Here is a 16141-nt window from a genome sequence, read left to right as displayed (position 1 = left end):
TACATGCCTGTCAGACGCCGTGCTGGCCGTGCTTGATGAAGGCGGTTTCCGGCACGTTATCTCGCCACAATCGGGAGATCGACATGGATTTTGAAACCTATACGGACCGGGCCCGGTCCATTGTCCAGGCCGCTCAGGGCCTGGCGCTGAAATCGAACCACCAGCAATTCGCGCCGGAGCATGTGCTCAAGGCGCTGATGGATGATGATGCCGGCCTGTCTGCCAATCTGATCGAAGCGGCCGGGGGCCGCATCCGTCAGGTCCAGGACGCCGTGGATCAGGCCCTGGCTGCCCTGCCCAAGGTGGAAGGCGGCGAAGGCAAGCTTTACCTCGCCCCGGACACGGCCAAGATTTTCGGTGCCGCCGAGGACGCCGCCAAACGTGCGGGCGATCAATATGTTACCGCCGAGCGCCTGCTGCAGGCGATCAGCCTGACCTCGGGCAACAAGGCCGCCGATGCGCTCAAGGCCTCCGGCGTGACCGCCCAGAACTTGAACAAGGCGATCAATGATCTGCGCCAGGGCCGCACGGCCGACAGCCAGTCCGCCGAGGACAGTTATGAAGCGCTCAAGAAATATGCCCGCGACCTGACCGAGGTGGCGCGCGAAGGCAAGCTCGACCCGGTGATCGGCCGCGACGAGGAGATCCGTCGTGCCATCCAGGTCCTGTCCCGACGCACCAAGAACAATCCCGTCCTGATCGGTGAGCCGGGCGTCGGCAAGACCGCCATCGCGGAAGGCCTGGCCCTGCGCATCGTCAATGGCGATGTGCCGGAAAGCCTGAAGGAAAAACGCCTCCTGGCGCTGGACATGGGCGCACTGATCGCCGGGGCGAAATATCGTGGCGAGTTCGAGGAACGCCTGAAATCCGTGCTGAACGAGGTGCAATCGGCCAATGGCCAGATCATCCTCTTCATCGACGAGATGCACACGCTTGTCGGTGCCGGCAAGACGGATGGCGCGATGGATGCGTCCAACCTTCTGAAGCCGGCCCTGGCGCGCGGCGAGCTGCACTGTGTCGGTGCCACGACGCTGGATGAATACCGCAAGCATGTCGAGAAGGACGCAGCCCTGGCCCGTCGCTTTCAGCCGGTCATGGTGGAAGAGCCGACGGTGGAAGACACGGTCTCCATCCTGCGCGGGTTGAAGGAGAAATATGAAGTGCACCATGGTGTGCGCATTGCCGACAGCGCCATTGTCGCCGCGGCCAATCTCTCCAACCGTTACATCACCGACCGTTTCCTGCCGGACAAGGCCATCGACCTGATGGACGAGGCCGCCTCGCGCCTGCGCATGCAGGTCGACAGCAAGCCGGAAGAGCTCGACGAGATCGATCGCCGCGCCATCCAGCTGAAGATCGAGGCGGAAGCGCTCAAGAAGGAAAATGACGATGCCTCCAAGGAGCGCCTGAAAACGCTTGAAAAGGAGATCGCCGAGCTGGAAGGCCGGTCGGCCGAGCTGACCGCCACCTGGCGCGCCGAGAAGGACAAGCTGGCTTCCGCGACCACGATCAAGGAAGCGCTCGACAAGGCCCGCAATGAACTGGCCGATGCGGAACGCCGTGGCGATCTGGGCCGGGCGTCCGAGATCAAGTATGGCCGCCTGCCGGAGCTGGAGCGCAAACTCGCCGAGGCGGAAGCCGAGGCCGACGGCGCGGACGGGCAAATGGTGCAGGAAGTCGTCGATGACGAGCAGATCGCCCATGTCGTCTCGCGCTGGACCGGCGTGCCCGTCGACAAGATGCTGGAAGGCGAACGCGACAAGCTGCTGCGCATGGAAGACAGCCTGCACAAGCGGGTGGTCGGCCAGGATGCAGCGCTGGAAGCGGTGTCGGATGCCGTCCGACGGGCTCGTGCGGGTCTGAAGGATCCGGCGCGTCCGATCGGCTCCTTCCTCTTCCTGGGTCCGACCGGCGTCGGCAAGACAGAGCTGACCAAGGCGCTCGCCGAATTCCTGTTCGACGACGAGACGGCGGTCACCCGCATGGACATGTCGGAATACATGGAGAAACACTCCGTCGCCCGTCTGATCGGCGCGCCTCCGGGCTATGTCGGCTATGACGAGGGCGGGGCCCTGACCGAAAGCGTCCGCCGCCGGCCCTACCAGGTCGTGCTGTTCGACGAGATCGAGAAGGCCCACCCGGATGTCTTCAACGTCCTGCTGCAGGTTCTCGATGATGGCCGTCTGACGGACGGGCAGGGTCGAACGGTCGATTTCCGCAATACGATCATCATCATGACCTCCAATCTGGGGGCCGAGCATCTGCAATTGGTGGATGATGCGGAGGAGGCCCGCGATGCCGTGATGACGGCAGTGCGCGGTCATTTCCGGCCGGAATTCCTCAACCGGGTCGACGAGATCATCCTGTTCCGCAAGCTCGCCCAGGAGCATATGGGCGCCATCGTGGACATCCAGATCCAGCGACTCGCCCATCTGCTGGAAGACCGCCGCATGACGATCGAGCTGGACGAGGGCGCCAAGGCCTGGCTCGCGGCCAAGGGGTACGACCCGGCCTATGGCGCGCGCCCGCTCAAGCGTGTGATCCAGAAGGAGCTGCAGGACCCGTTGGCCCGGCTGCTGCTGGAAGGCGGCATCAAGGATGGCGACACGATCAAGGTCTCCACCGAGGCCGGTGTCCTGACCGTCAACGGCGTCCCGGTGGGTGTGAAACCACCGCTGAAAGCCGTCGTGAACTGATGAGACGGGGCGGACCTTCAAGGTCCGCCCCTTTTCATGTCCGCTAGAGCGCCAGCTCCAGATGCGGCCGTCCGTTCGAGGTCTTCGACGCGGAGCGGCCATCGCGGTTGATGGTGCCATTGATCCGTTTCCGGAAGGCCGAGAAACTCTCGAACGTCACCACATCGACAGCCTCGTCGAGATCGAGCGTGAGCCGGTAGCGGGCGCCATCATTGAGCCGGGAGAGGGATTTGACCTCGCCCGTGAAGGTCTGGCCCAGATAGGTGCCGGACACTTTGGCGCCCACGAACAAGGGCTCGGCCGGACGATTGCCGGCTGCCGCGTGCAGCGTGTTCCAGTCGCGATAGCCGTATTGGCTGGCGACGAGTTCCAGCGTTTCGGAATGCGTCAAGAAATTGCCCTCGGCTTCGAGGGATTTGCGCAAGCGTTTGGCCTGGGCCTTCAGGGCCGCAAGCGGGGGTAGGGGGGTATTCGACATGGTCTTCAGCCTCATGCAATCAGCATGCGGTCTTCTCGATGGGGCCCGCCTTGCCATCTCGCCGCACGATAATCGCTGTGGCAAAGATCAGTCTTGAAAGAGATTTCACCATGGCTTGCGCCTGCGGGCGGCCGGTATCTCCTGAACCGTGCGTGGCGTTTAGCGCCTGGGCGCGTGCGGGTCAATCGGGACGTGACCACGTCACATTTGTCATCCCGGATGGAGGCCCGGCCTCGAGCCGGGCGGAAGTCCGGGACCCATGGGCCGTCCGGGTTCGCTGGGTGGGGATGCAGGGCAGGAGCGTAGGGCTTGCCGCTCAAATGGGTCCCTGATCTGCGGCCTGCTTTCGCAGGCCATCCGTCAGGGATGACAAGATTGGATGTCAGACTGCGAGGAGAGCCTGCTTCAAAGCCGCCTCATCATCTCCCTCCAACGCCTCCAATAGCCTTCCAATCCGCTCCGCAAGCGCCTCATACGTCGCCTCGAACGCAGCCCGGCATTCGGCGTCATCCTCGATATGGGCCGGGTCGGGCAGGCCCCAATGGGCCTTGACCGGAGCGCCGGGCCAGACCGGGCAGACTTCGGCGGCGGCGCTGTCGCAGACGGTGATCACGGCGTTGATCCGCGGGGCGGCTCCGGTGGCGAATTCATCCCAGGATTTCGAGCGCACGCCGTCGATGGAATGACCATGGGCTTTCAGGGTTTCCAGCGCCATCGGGTGCGGTTGGCCCTTGGGCTGGGAGCCGGCGGAGAAGCCCTGCAACCGGCCCTGGCCGAGGGCGGTGACCAGGACTTCGCCCAGGATGGAGCGGGCGGAATTGCCGGTGCAGAGGATGAGGATGTTCAACATGACAACGTCCGGGTCAGAGGAGACTTGCCTCTAACCCGGACGCGGCTTCATTTCAACATTCAATGAAGTGTTTTCGGGCCTATTGTGCGCCGGAGCCGTTTTCGGCGACTTGCGGCGTGTCCGATGTCCCGGCTGCGTTGGCAGCGGCATCGCGGATGGCCAGGATGCGGTCCCGTTCCGCTTCGAACAACGGGATCTCGTCTTCATTCAGCTGGCGACCCGTGGGCAGGTCCAGCGTCATCGGGTTCACCGGCGTGCCATTGTGGTGGACTTCATAGTGCAGGTGGGGCCCGGTCGAGCGGCCGGTCGTGCCGACATAGGCGATCACCTGGCCCTGGGTGACGCGGGTGCCAGCGCGGATATTGCGGGCAAACCCGTTCAAATGGGCATAGGCCGTCTCAAAGCCGTTGGCGTGGCGGATCCGGACATAATTGCCGAAACTGCCATAACGGTTGGCCCGTTCCACGACGCCATTGCCGGCCGCATAGACCGGGGTGCCGCGCGGAGCTGCGAAATCGGTGCCGTTATGGCGGCGGGTATAGCCCAGGATCGGGTGGCGCCGGGCGCGCGAGAAGTGCGAGGACAGGCGGGCGCCATTGATCGGCGTCAGCATCAGCAGACGCTGGGCGCTGGCCCCGTCACCACTGTAATAGCCTACAATCCCGTCCGGCGTTTCATAACGGAAGAATTCCTTGGGCTCGCCGCGGCCTTCATAGCGCGCATAGAGAATGTCACCCGTGCGGGCGGTGTCGCCCTCTTCGTCGACAAAGCGTTCGAACACGATGTCGAACCCGTCGCCCGGCTGGATGGAGCGCTGGAAGTCGATGGCATAGGCGAGCACGCCGGCCAGTTCGACAACCACGCGGTCGGTGGCCCCGGCATTGAGGGCATCGACATAGAGCGAGGTGGTGATCTCCCCGGTCGATCGGACCATTTCCCGGTCGAATTGGGCGATCGTCTCCCGGGCCCGGTATTCGTCGTTCCAGGTGCGGGCGACCGTGATGGAGCGTTCCACATCGGGGCGGAAGGACAGGCCGTTGAGGCGCAGCTCGGCGGCTTCGCCGTCAAGACCCGGCGTCGTTTCGACATAAAGACGGATGTCCTGACCTGCGCGCAGATAGCGCAGATCATAAAGAGTGTTCAGCGCGGAAATGGCGCGGGCGGCCTCGACCCGGTCAATGCCGGCATCGTCGAGCAGTCCGGCCAGCGTCCCGCCCCGCGGGACTTCGCGCTCGACCTGGATCGTGGTCGCGCAGCGCGTGCAGTCCAGAAAGGCGGCGTCGTTCAACGCAATGATATCGGACGGAAAGGCCAGGCTCATGGCGGGCGGTTCGGTGGCCCTGTGCCGTTCTGCAACGGTCGTGGCTTCCGTTGTTTGCGTGTCGTTGGAGACCTGGATGGGTTCCGTCACCGGTTCGCGTTCGAGTGTCGCGGCATCGCTTTGCGGTTCATGGCCCGTCATCAGGGCAAACAGCAGGATGGCAGACAGGCTCAGACTGGCAGCAGCGACAAGGCCGCGGGTGCGGTGAGCATCGGCGCGGGATACATCAAATGAGGACATAAGGTGCCCAAACTCCGGTCAGCTTCTAACGCCACGTGGCTTACACGGGATGTCTAGCAAAACTCGCACCGAAACCTGTGTGTCGTATCGGTTCGAGTGCCCCCTCCAACCGGGAGCGAATCATGTCTTGGACTGATCCGGTTGCCAAGACCTTTCCGCTGAATGTTTCATAAGCGCGCGCTGTTAAAACGCGGGAGCGGACGCGAGAATCGTGTATCGATTACCCCATGCTTGATGAATTTCCGTCCGAACTCGCCGCCGAACAGCTCTCTGCACTCCTGTGCTCCCGGCTGTGTCATGATCTTGTCAGCCCCGTGTCTGCCCTGGGCGCTGCCCTGAGTGTGATTGATGATCCGGACTCTGGGGACATGCACGAGGATGCCATGGAACTGGTCCGCGAGAGTTCGCGCCAGGCCCAGGCCAAGCTGGAGTTTGCCCGCCTGGCCTTTGGCGGTGGCGGCTCGGCGCCCGGTGTTCTTGATTGCCGCGAGCTGCAGCGCCTGACGGAAAACATGTACAAGGCGTTCAAGCCGGAAATCGTCTGGAAGGTCGAAGCCTCCGGTCTGGAAAAATCTGCCGGACGTCTTCTGCTGAACCTGTGTTCGCTCGGTGTCGATGCCGCGCCGCGGGGCGGGACGGTCACGGTCGAGGCCACGTCTTCTGCCGGCGGCGCGCGCCTGCGCGTCGTGACGGAAGGGCCGCGCGCCCGTCTGGAAGAGGGAACGGCTCTCGCCCTGGAGGGCAAAGCGCCGGAGAACGGTTTTGATGGCCGCTCGATCCAGCCCTACTACACGGCGCTGATCGCCCGGAGTGCCGGGGGTCGTGTCAGCGCCCAGGCCGACGGTGAGCGGGTCGAGTTCCAGGCCCTGCTTAAGCCTGTGGAAGGCATGATTGGATAAAATTGTCCGAACTCATATCGTATTCACACAACGATCCCTGAGGCCAAGAGTCCGTTAACTAAGGCCTGCCAGTGTGCGGTGAAATCACTACCGTATACGGGGCATGCTATGGACGATCTCATCAGTGAATTCCTGACGGAAACGGCGGAGAGCCTGGACGTCATCGATTCCGAACTGGTGCGTTTCGAGAACAATCCGGAAGACCGGGCCATTCTCGACAACATTTTCCGTCTTCTTCACACCGTCAAAGGGACGTGCGGCTTTCTGGGCCTGCCTCGACTGGAAGCAGTCGCCCATGCCGGTGAGACCCTTCTGGGCAAGTTCCGCGATGGCGAACTGAAGGTTTCGCCGCCGATGGTGACCCTGGTTCTCCAGGCGATCGACCAGATCAAGGAATTGCTGGAATCGCTCGAAGCCACGGGTCAGGAACCGGCTGGCGATGACGCGGCGCTGATCTCCCGTCTGGAAGATGCTGCGATGGGCAAGCTGGAAGGCGCCGAACAGGAAGCGCCGGCCAAACCGGACAATTGGGATGAGGACCTGGGTCGCGAACTGCGCCCGGGTGAAGTGTCCCTGGCCGATCTGGAAGCGGCTTTCCAGAGTGCCGATATTGACCCGGGCATGGAGCCGGCCGCTGCCGAGGCCGCGCCGTCCGAACCGGTCGAGCATCTGGGTGTCGGCGATTTCGACCCGGAACTGGGTCGTGAACTGCGTCCGGGTGAAGTGTCTGCCGCCGAACTGGAAGCGGCGTTCCAGAATACTGAAGCCGAAGCTGCCGTTGCCCCGGAGCAGCCGGTTGCGGTCAAATCCGATTTCATCACTGAAGACATGAGCCAGGAAGAAGCCCTGCAGTCCGCCATGGCGGAACTCAAGGGTGGTACCGAGGGCAATCATGGCGAAGGTGGCCCGCGGGTCCAGCAGACCGTTCGCGTGGGCGTCGATGTCCTGGAAGCCCTGATGACGACCGTGTCGGAACTCGTTCTGACCCGGAACCAGCTGATGCAGACCGTTCGCGGACTGGAAGATGACGAGTTGAAGGGTCCGCTCCAGCGCCTGTCGGCCGTGACCGGCGAGCTGCAGGACGGCGTCATGAAGACCCGCATGCAGCCGATCGGCGATGCCTGGCGCAAACTGCCGCGGATCATCCGCGACGTGTCCACCGATCTGGGCAAGAAAATCGAACTGGTCATGGAAGGCCAGGACACCGAGCTGGACCGCCAGGTTCTCGAACTGATCAAGGATCCGCTGACCCACATGGTCCGCAACTCGGCCGACCACGGCCTCGAGATGCCGGCCGAGCGGGCCGCTGCGGGCAAGTCCGAAAAGGGCACGATCAAGCTGTCCGCCTATCATGAAGGCGGTCACATCATCATCTCCATTGCCGATGACGGCAAAGGTCTGGATACGCAGCGCATCGGTGAAAAGGCCCTGGAAAAAGGCCTGACCACGCATGATGAGCTGGAGCGCATGACGGAAGCGCAGATCCATCGCTTCATCTTCGCGCCGGGCTTCTCCACGGCGGCGAAAGTCACCAACCTGTCCGGCCGGGGCGTCGGCATGGATGTGGTGCGCACCAATATTGAGCAGATCGGTGGCGTGGTGGACGTGTCCTCCACGGCGGGCCGCGGATCGCACTTCTCGATCAAGATTCCGCTGACCCTGGCCATCGTGTCGGCCCTGATTGTCGGTTGTGACGAGGAACGCTTCGCCATCCCGCAGCTCGCTGTCCGCGAACTGGTCCGGGTCGGTGCCGGGTCCGAACATTCCGTCGAGAACCTTCAGGGGGCCCAGGTCATGCGCCTGCGTGACCGCCTGATGCCGATCATCGACCTGCACAATGTCCTGGGTGTCGGTGAAGCCACGCAGACCGGCGACGATCAGGCCGCTTTCGTGGTGGTGCTGGACGCCGGTGGCCGCAATGTCGGCCTGGTGGTCGACAATGTCCTCGACACCGAGGAAATCGTCGTGAAACCGCTGTCGGAATCCCTGCGCAATGTGCAGGCCTATTCCGGAGCAACCATCCTGGGCGACGGCTCCGTGATCATGATCCTGGATCCGAACGGCCTGGCGGGCGAAATCATCTCTGCCATGGAAGAGGATGTGGTCATCGAAGGTCAGTCGGCATCCGTTACGGAACTGGATCAGCAGACGCAGCGCCTGCTTCTGGTGCGCGCCGGTGGCGAAGAGCCCAAGGCCGTGCCGCTGGCCCTGGTCACGCGTCTGGAAGAGTTCGATCTCACGGCCCTGGAAAACACCAATGGCCGCCGGGTCGTCCAGTATCGTGGCCGCCTCATGCCGATCGTGCCGCTGGGTGCGGACGTGGTGGAACGCGAAGGCCAGCGCCAGCCGGTGCTCGTTTTTGCCGAGAACCACACCTCCATCGGCCTCGCCGTCGACGAGATCGTCGATGTGGTCGAAGAGCGCGTCGACCTGCAGATGTCCTCGGACAAGCAGGGCGTCATCGGCTCCGCCATCATCAAGGGCAAGGCCACGGATGTGGTCGACATCGCCTGGTATCTCGACCAGTCGCGCGCCGGCGACATCCAGCGCCGGTCGTCCTCGCGCCGCCGCAAGGTCCTGCTGGTCGATGCCGACGCCTTTGCGCGCCGCATGATCGCCCCGCTGCTGGCTGCGGCCGGTTATGACGTGACCCCGTCGGGGGGCATGCATGAAGTCAAGGCGATCGCCGAAGCGGGCGAACAGTTCGATGCGCTTGTGGGTGACCCCAGCGCCCTGGACCGTATCCGCAAGGACGGTCTGTGGACCAACCTGCCGGCCCTGGCCGTCACGGATTGGCCGGAAGACACGCAGGCTGAAGGCCTGACCATGGTTCTGCCGCGGTCTGATCGCGGTGCCCTGATTGCGGCCCTCGACGAGGTGTCCCAAGAGGAGAAAGTGGCATGAGTGAGCATCACACCCACTCTAACGAGCTCAGCGCCGAGGCGATGAATGAATACGTCTCCGTCCGTATCGGGGACCAGCTGTTCGGCGCCCCGGTTGACCAGATCCGCGAAGTGTTCGCGCCGCAATCGGTGACGTATGTCCCGCGCGCCCCGGATGAGGTCGCCGGCCTGCTCAACCTGCGTGGCCGGATTGTCACCGCGATCGACGCGCGTCGCCGCATGGGCCTGACGCCGCGCGAGAAAACCGAAACCGGCATGGCGCTCGGCGTCGAGCGCGGCAATGAAATCTTCGGACTTATCGTGGACAGTGTCGGTGAAGTGCTTCGCCGTCCGCGGTCGGAGCTGGAACCGGTTCCCGCCCATGTCGACGCCAATTGGCGTTCCATGGTGAAGGGGGTTCACCGGCTGGAAAAAGAATTGCTCGCCGTGCTGGACGTATCGGCCGTGATCGGAACGGCGGCCCGCAAGAACGAAGCGGCCTGAGGAGGGGTAAGGGCATGAAAACCTGTCTCGTCGTGGACGATTCCCGGGTCATCCGGAAAGTCGCCCGCAAGATCATTGAAGAACTCGAATTCAACTGTGTCGAGGCGGCGGACGGGTCCGAAGCGCTTGAGGCCTGCCGCAAGCAGATGCCCGATGCCGTGCTCCTCGACTGGAACATGCCGGTCATGAACGGGCTCGACTTCGTCAAGGCGCTGCGCCGTGAAGAGGGCGGCGATACCCCTGTCGTCGTCTTCTGCACGACCGAGAATGACATGGCGCACATCACCGAAGCCCTGCGGGCCGGTGCTGACGAATACGTCATGAAGCCTTTCGACGGTGACATCATCGAATCCAAGTTCCAACAGACCGGATTGATCCGCGCCTCCTGAGGAGTTTCCCATGCCGGAACTCGCCCCCAACGGCGCGCCCGCAACATCCATCGCCAAAGTTCTGGTCATTGACGACTCCGCCGTCGCGCGGGGGCTGATGACCCGTTGGGTCGAGGAAGACAAGGACCTGCACCTTGTCGGTTCCGCGGTCGATGGCGAACAGGGTCTGAAAAAGGCCCAGGACCTCAAGCCCGACCTGATCGTGCTTGATGTCGAAATGCCCAAGATGGACGGCCTCGCCGCCCTCCCGCTTTTGCTCAAGACCGTGCCGACCGCCAAGGTCGTAATGGCGTCGACCCTGACCCGCCGTGGCGGTGAAGTGACGATCCGCGCCCTGTCCATGGGGGCGGCGGACTATGCCCCGAAACCCCAGGCCGGCCGTCTGGCCGGTGCGGAGGAGTTCCGGCGCGACCTTCTGGCCAAGCTGAAAGCCCTGGCCCCGCGTCCGATTCCGCCGGTTCCCACGCAACGTGACATCCCGGCGAGCCCGGCCGCTCCGGCAGCCCGCTCGGCCCCGCCGGCCAGTGCTCCGGCTGCGCCGTCTGCACCTGTGCGCCGTCCCATGCCCGCGTCCGCCAAGGCGCCGCCGCGCACGCCCGGACAGCGACATGCCTGCAAGCCGGAAATCATTGCCATCGGGTCGTCCACGGGCGGGCCGCAGGCGCTGCGCGATGTCGCGGCCGCTTTCACGGCGGACCTGCGGGCACCAATCGTGATTGCCCAGCACATGCCGGCCCTGTTCACGAAGATCCTGGCGGAACACCTGTCCAAGGCCTGCCCCTTGCGCTGCAAGGAAGCCGAGGATGGTGAACGCCTGACCGGTGGCGGTCTCTATATCGCGCCGGGTGATTTCCACATGACGGTGCGCAAGGATGCGGCCGGCTACTACGCCGTGCTGGACCAGACGCCGCCGATCAATTTCTGCCGTCCCGCCGTCGACCCGCTTTTCCAGTCGGTGGCGGAAGCGACGGGCGGGCGTTCGCTCGGCATCATCCTGACCGGCATGGGACATGACGGTCGCGAAGGCTGCCGTCATCTGCGCAATGCCGGCGGTACCATCCTGGCGCAGGACGAGGCCACCAGCGTGGTCTGGGGCATGCCCGGAGCCGTCGCTGAAGCCGGCCTGGCCGACGAAATCCTGCCCCTGGCGAAAATCGGCGCGGGCATTGCCCAGCGCGCGAAGAATGGAATGTAGCCATGATCAGCACTGACGATATCAAATTCGTGGCCGAGCAGGCCTATAAACGCTCCGGCCTGGTGCTGTCGACGGACAAGGGCTATTTGCTGGAGAGCCGTCTGGCGCCACTGGCCCGTGCGGAAGGTTTTCCGTCCATCGAAGCGCTGATCGGGGCGGCCAAGCGCGATCCCAATGACCGCATCCTGTGGCAGATCACCGAAGCCCTGGCGACGCACGAGACCTTCTTCTTCCGGGACAATACGCCGTTTGACCTGTTCAAGCAGGAAATCCTGCCGGTGCTGTCACGGGCGCGGGGCGCGTCGGGTTCGATCCGGATCTGGTGCGCCGCCTGCTCCTCCGGCCAGGAACCCTATTCCCTGGCCATGATGCTGGAAGAGGAACGCGCCCGTATCGGCAATCTGCGTTTCGAGATCGTGGCCACGGACATGGCGCCGCGCGTCCTGGAAAAGGCCAAGGCTGGCGTCTATTCGCAGTTCGAGGTCCAGCGCGGCCTCGCGATCCAGCGGCTCGTCCAGCATTTCGAACAGCAGGGCGATCAGTGGCGGATCAAGCCGAACATCCGCGCCATGGTGAATTTCCAGAAACAGAACCTGCTGGAGAATTTCTCCAATATGGGCAGCTTTGACGTGATCTTCTGCCGCAATGTGCTGATCTATTTCGATGCCGACACCAAGAAGCGTGTCCTGTCGCGCCTGGCGGCCCAGACGGCACCGGATGGCTATTTGATCATGGGGGCCGCGGAAACCGTGGTCGGCCTGTCCCAGGACTATGCGCCGGTCGAAGGCCGTCGCGGTCTCTATGGCAAGGCGGGTGTGGCCAAGTCCGCCGCAGCCTAGCGCTACCGGCCATTCCAGACAGAAAAAGGGCGCTGCATCGACTGATGCGGCGCCCTCTTTCTTTGTGTCAGTCGTCCACCGATGCGGCCCTCACACTGTCCATGAGCGTATTCAGCAGGGCGGTGGCGCTTGGCGCCATTTCCTGGACGTAGGCCTCATCGGGCGAGTGCAGGGCGATGCCGAAACGAAGCCAGCGATAATTGCCGTCCCGGCCGTAGAGCAGTTCGGAAAAATCGATGAAGTAGTAACCGGTCTCGTCGGCCTCGAACCAGCCGCAGCGTTGCCAGCTTGCATCGGCCGTCGAGCCTTCCGAAAGCGGGTAGGCGATCGCCGGATCGCAGCCGTCATCCGGTTCCGGCATGAGATCTTCACCCTCCAGCGTGGCTGGGTCGAGGGGAATGGGAGTGCCGTCCGCATCATGCCGATCGACTTCGCTGGCCTTGAAATCCATCCGGTAGCTGGTGGCCCACTGCACGCCGCGCGCATCCGCCTCATCTGAAAACGGCTGGAGATCCGTTGCGAGCACGCGACGGAGATGGTCGGGGTCGTCGATGGTGACGCCGCTCACGTCCGCCAGGCGTGTCAGAATTTCGGCGACGATCGTCTCCGCATCGTCCACCTCATCGGCCCAAGCCGATGATGACAGACCCAGGCTCAGGCAGAGTGACATAAACCAGCGCATCGGTTTCCCCCTTGATTGCAAAACATCACTAGAGGTGAATTCCGGGGGTTCCAAACCCCCGAACGGGGGAGGCCGACGGACATGAAAAAGCCCGGGCGCAGGCGCCCGGGCTTTTCAAGGTCGAGATGTGAGGCCGGTCAGGAGGCGGCTTTTTCCTCAACCGGGTCACGCAGCACATAGCCACGGCCCCAGACGGTTTCGATGAAATGTTCGCCCTGGGTGGCCGCTGCCAGCTTCTTGCGGAGCTTGCAGATGAAGACGTCGATGATCTTCAGTTCCGGCTCGTCCATGCCGCCATAAAGGTGGTTCAGGAACATTTCCTTGGTGAGCGTCGTCCCCTTGCGCAGGGAGAGCAGCTCCAGCATCTGGTATTCCTTGCCGGTCAGGTGCACGCGCTGGCCTTCGACCTCGACCGTCTTGGCATCGAGGTTCACGGCGATCGAACCGGTGCGGATGATCGACTGGGAATGGCCCTTGGAGCGACGGACGATGGCGTGAATGCGCGCGATCATCTCATCCTTGTGGAAGGGCTTGGTCATGTAGTCGTCAGCGCCACAGCCGAGACCCCGGACCTTGTTGTCGATATCGGCATTGCCGGTCAGGATCAGGATCGGCGTGTCGATTTTCGACATGCGAAGTGTCTTCAGGACGTCGAAGCCCGGCATGTCGGGCAGGTTCAGGTCCAGAAGAATAATGTCGTAGTCGTAGAGCTTGCCGAGATCGACACCCTCTTCGCCCAGATCAGTCGTGTAGATGTTGAAGCCGTCAGACTTCAGCATGAGCTCGATGGACTGGGCCGTCGCCCGATCGTCCTCAATCAGAAGAACCCGCATTGGTTCGCCTCCGGTTTGCCTTACCGGACGAATCAGTGCCGCCCGGCCTCACCTCGTGATTAACCTTATTTGGACGCTAGGCGGAAACCCTTAACGAAAGTTAACTGCGGCTTGACTGGGTTGTGGAATCGTCAGGAAAGCCGAATTTCCGGAAAGCAGTTGATTCGCAAATCGCGTTAACCATTCAAGGGTTAACGCGCTCAGGATCGCCGGAAATGACTCAAATCATTGTGGATTGATCAAATATAACACGCATAAAGTATAGCCAGTTTCCGTCTCCAAGCGGCGGATTCTGAGCCGAAATCCGGGGCCGGGACGCGTGATTTCGGCAGAATCGGTTTTCCACACCTGAATTTCCTGAGGCCGGGACTCAATTTCAGAATCGGAATCCGGGGCTTGCGAAGAATCGTCACTCCGCCCCTGCAAAAAATGCCGGGTGTTTACACCAAGGCAACCGGCTGGGGTGTAGGGTGAGCGCGTACCGGCACCCAACGCCGTACGTTTGAGAGGCGGGCCATCCCGTAATGATGCAGACCCTGATCAATCGCATTGAGCGCCTGGACGACCGCGTGCTGGAAGGCCGCGTGTGTGCGCTCAATGGTTTGCTCGTCGAAGCCGAGGGCCCCAAGGCGGGCCTCTCGCTGGGTGCGCATGCCCGAATCGAAACGTCCCAAGGATCTGCCGAATGTGAAATTGTCGGCTTCCGGGGCGAAACCGCCCTGATGATGCCGTTCGGCCCGCTGGAAGGTGTCCGGCCCGGGGCCAAGGTTTATCTGCAGCCGGAAGCGGCGCGCGTGCGCCCCTCGCAGGCTTGGCTCGGCCGGGTACTGGATGGTTTCGGCCGTCCGCTGGACGGGCAGGGAAGCCTGCATGAGGGCAATCACCCCTATCCGCTGAAAGGCAATCCGCCGAGCGCCCATGGACGGGCCCGTCTGGGCGACCGCCTGGATCTGGGCGTGCGTGTCCTGAACGGTTTCGTTCCGATGCGCCGCGGCCAGCGCCTGGGCATCTTCGCCGGCTCCGGTGTCGGCAAGTCGGTCCTGATGTCCATGCTGGCCCGGGCCTGTGATGCGGATGTCATCGTGATCGGCCTGATCGGTGAACGGGGTCGTGAAGCCCGTGAGTTCGTCGAGGATGTGCTGGGTCCGGAAGGCCGCAAGCGCTCTGTCGTGATTACCGAGACCTCGGACGCGCCCGCCCTGGCCCGTCGCCAGGCGGCGCACCTGACCCTGACCACGGCGGAGTATTTCCGCGATCAGGGGCTGGATGTCCTCTGCCTGATGGACAGCGTGACCCGTTTTGCGCTCGCCCAGCGCGAGATCGGTCTGGCGGCCGGCGAGCCGCCGACGACACGGGGTTACACTCCGTCCGTGTTTGCCGAACTGCCGCGCCTGCTGGAGCGCGCCGGCCCTGGTCCCGTGCGCCAGGATGGCGGCAAGACGGGCACGATCACCGGCCTGTTCACGGTTCTGGTCGATGGTGACGACCATAATGAACCGATCGCCGATGCCGTGCGCGGTATCCTGGATGGCCACGTGGTGATGAGCCGGGCGATCGCCGAACGCGGCCGCTATCCGGCCATTGATGTTCTCAAATCGGTCAGCCGGACCGCGCCGGAGGTCTTCGACCCCGAGCAGCGTCCGCTGGTGGCCGAAGCGCGCAAATACCTGTCGTCCTATGCCGACATGGAAGAATTGATCCGACTGGGAGCTTACACCCAGGGATCGAACCCGGTGGTGGACCGGGCGATTGCTCTCAACGAACCGTTGGAAGCATTCCTCGGGCAGCAAAAAGACGAGGCGGCGGACATTCCGACGACCTTCGCCATGCTGGCCGAGATTTTGGGTGGTGGTAAAGGAGAGCGCTCATGACCCGCTCACATGAACCCCTGATCCGGCTGGCCCGGTTCAAGGTTGAAGAATTGCAGAAACAGATGGCCGAGCTCGACCGCTCGCGCCAATCCCTGATCGACCAGATCGAGCGCCTGGAAGCCTCGGTGCCGGAAGAGCAGGCGGCTGCGACGGAATCCAAGGAAGGCTTTGTTGCCTACGGGTCTTATGCCCAGGCCGTGATCAAGCGGAAGGAAAACATCCGCCTCTCGCTGGACGAGGTCGAGGTTCAGGCTGATGCCCTGCGGGCCCGCCTGTCGGAAGCCTTCCAGGAACTGAAAAAGTACGAGCTTCTGGAAGAGCGCCGTCTGGCCCGGATCGAGGAAGCCGTCCGCAAGGCCGAACAGGACGAGCTGGACGAGATCGCGCAGATCCGTCACGCCCGTCCGCACTGACAAAAAAGTCCCGGACCTTCTGGGGAAGGCCCGGGCTGAGTGGCTCTCA

General features: G+C 63.2%; 14 protein-coding genes. 9 read left to right on the top strand and 5 right to left on the bottom strand.

What is annotated here, in order from left to right; translation table 11 throughout:
• Positions 1-83 precede the first annotated feature (83 nt).
• Positions 84-2696: an ATP-dependent chaperone ClpB gene (gene clpB / locus FCS99_RS09825; protein ID WP_138512017.1), complete on the top strand. Its 2613-nt coding sequence runs from the start codon at positions 84-86 to the stop codon at positions 2694-2696.
• A 43-nt stretch (positions 2697-2739) separates the two neighbouring features.
• Here the strand turns inward: clpB and FCS99_RS09820 are convergent, their stop codons facing one another.
• From FCS99_RS09820 to FCS99_RS09810, 3 genes are all read right to left on the bottom strand, one after another.
• Positions 2740-3174 (bottom strand): glyoxalase superfamily protein, encoded by a 435-nt coding sequence (locus FCS99_RS09820; RefSeq protein ID WP_138512015.1) that lies wholly within the window; start codon positions 3172-3174, stop codon positions 2740-2742.
• Positions 3175-3556: 382 nt separating this feature from the next.
• Positions 3557-4024 (bottom strand): arsenate reductase ArsC, encoded by a 468-nt coding sequence (locus FCS99_RS09815; protein WP_138512013.1) that lies wholly within the window; start codon positions 4022-4024, stop codon positions 3557-3559.
• A gap of 79 nt (positions 4025-4103) precedes the next feature.
• Complete coding sequence (locus tag FCS99_RS09810) at positions 4104-5585, bottom strand: M23 family metallopeptidase (protein ID WP_138512011.1); 1482 nt, start codon at positions 5583-5585, stop codon at positions 4104-4106.
• Positions 5586-5812: 227 nt separating this feature from the next.
• Between FCS99_RS09810 and chpT the strand changes: the two genes are divergently transcribed.
• The 6 genes from chpT (at position 5813) to FCS99_RS09780 (ending at position 12293) form a co-directional block, all read left to right on the top strand.
• On the top strand, positions 5813-6484 hold the full coding sequence (gene chpT / locus FCS99_RS09805; RefSeq protein WP_171036322.1) for a histidine phosphotransferase ChpT: 672 nt from the start codon (positions 5813-5815) through the stop codon (positions 6482-6484).
• Between the two features lie 108 nt (positions 6485-6592).
• The gene (locus FCS99_RS09800) at positions 6593-9388 is read left to right on the top strand and encodes a chemotaxis protein CheW (protein WP_138512006.1); all 2796 of its coding nucleotides are present in this window, start codon (positions 6593-6595) and stop codon (positions 9386-9388) included.
• A complete protein-coding gene (locus FCS99_RS09795) occupies positions 9385-9870 on the top strand; it encodes a chemotaxis protein CheW (protein WP_138512004.1) in 486 nt (161 codons plus the stop codon). Before FCS99_RS09800 ends, FCS99_RS09795 begins: the two co-directional genes overlap by 4 nt.
• A gap of 14 nt (positions 9871-9884) precedes the next feature.
• Positions 9885-10259 (top strand): response regulator, encoded by a 375-nt coding sequence (locus tag FCS99_RS09790; protein ID WP_138512002.1) that lies wholly within the window; start codon positions 9885-9887, stop codon positions 10257-10259.
• A gap of 10 nt (positions 10260-10269) precedes the next feature.
• A complete protein-coding gene (locus tag FCS99_RS09785) occupies positions 10270-11454 on the top strand; it encodes a protein-glutamate methylesterase/protein-glutamine glutaminase (protein ID WP_138512000.1) in 1185 nt (394 codons plus the stop codon).
• Between the two features lie 2 nt (positions 11455-11456).
• Positions 11457-12293 carry a CheR family methyltransferase gene (locus tag FCS99_RS09780; protein WP_138511997.1) on the top strand — a complete coding sequence of 279 codons (837 nt, stop codon included), beginning with the start codon at positions 11457-11459 and terminating at the stop codon, positions 12291-12293.
• A gap of 67 nt (positions 12294-12360) precedes the next feature.
• Here FCS99_RS09780 and FCS99_RS09775 read toward each other — a convergent pair whose 3' ends face one another.
• Entirely contained in the window at positions 12361-12975 is a 615-nt protein-coding gene (locus FCS99_RS09775; protein ID WP_138511995.1) for a hypothetical protein, read from the bottom strand.
• A gap of 137 nt (positions 12976-13112) precedes the next feature.
• Positions 13113-13808 carry a response regulator transcription factor CtrA gene (gene ctrA, locus FCS99_RS09770; RefSeq protein WP_138511993.1) on the bottom strand — a complete coding sequence of 232 codons (696 nt, stop codon included), beginning with the start codon at positions 13806-13808 and terminating at the stop codon, positions 13113-13115.
• Positions 13809-14335: 527 nt separating this feature from the next.
• Here ctrA and fliI point away from each other — a divergent pair.
• Both fliI and fliJ read left to right on the top strand, forming a co-directional pair.
• Positions 14336-15679 carry a flagellar protein export ATPase FliI gene (gene fliI, locus FCS99_RS09765; RefSeq protein ID WP_138512521.1) on the top strand — a complete coding sequence of 448 codons (1344 nt, stop codon included), beginning with the start codon at positions 14336-14338 and terminating at the stop codon, positions 15677-15679.
• A complete protein-coding gene (fliJ, locus tag FCS99_RS09760; protein WP_138511991.1) occupies positions 15676-16092 on the top strand; it encodes a flagellar export protein FliJ in 417 nt (138 codons plus the stop codon). Before fliI ends, fliJ begins: the two co-directional genes overlap by 4 nt.
• Positions 16093-16141: the final 49 nt, after the last annotated feature.

Origin of the sequence: Maricaulis alexandrii (genome assembly GCF_005871165.1) — a bacterium.
GTDB classification, from domain to species: Bacteria; Pseudomonadota; Alphaproteobacteria; order Caulobacterales; family Maricaulaceae; genus Maricaulis; species Maricaulis alexandrii.
This window is presented reverse-complemented; position numbering and strand designations above follow the sequence as displayed.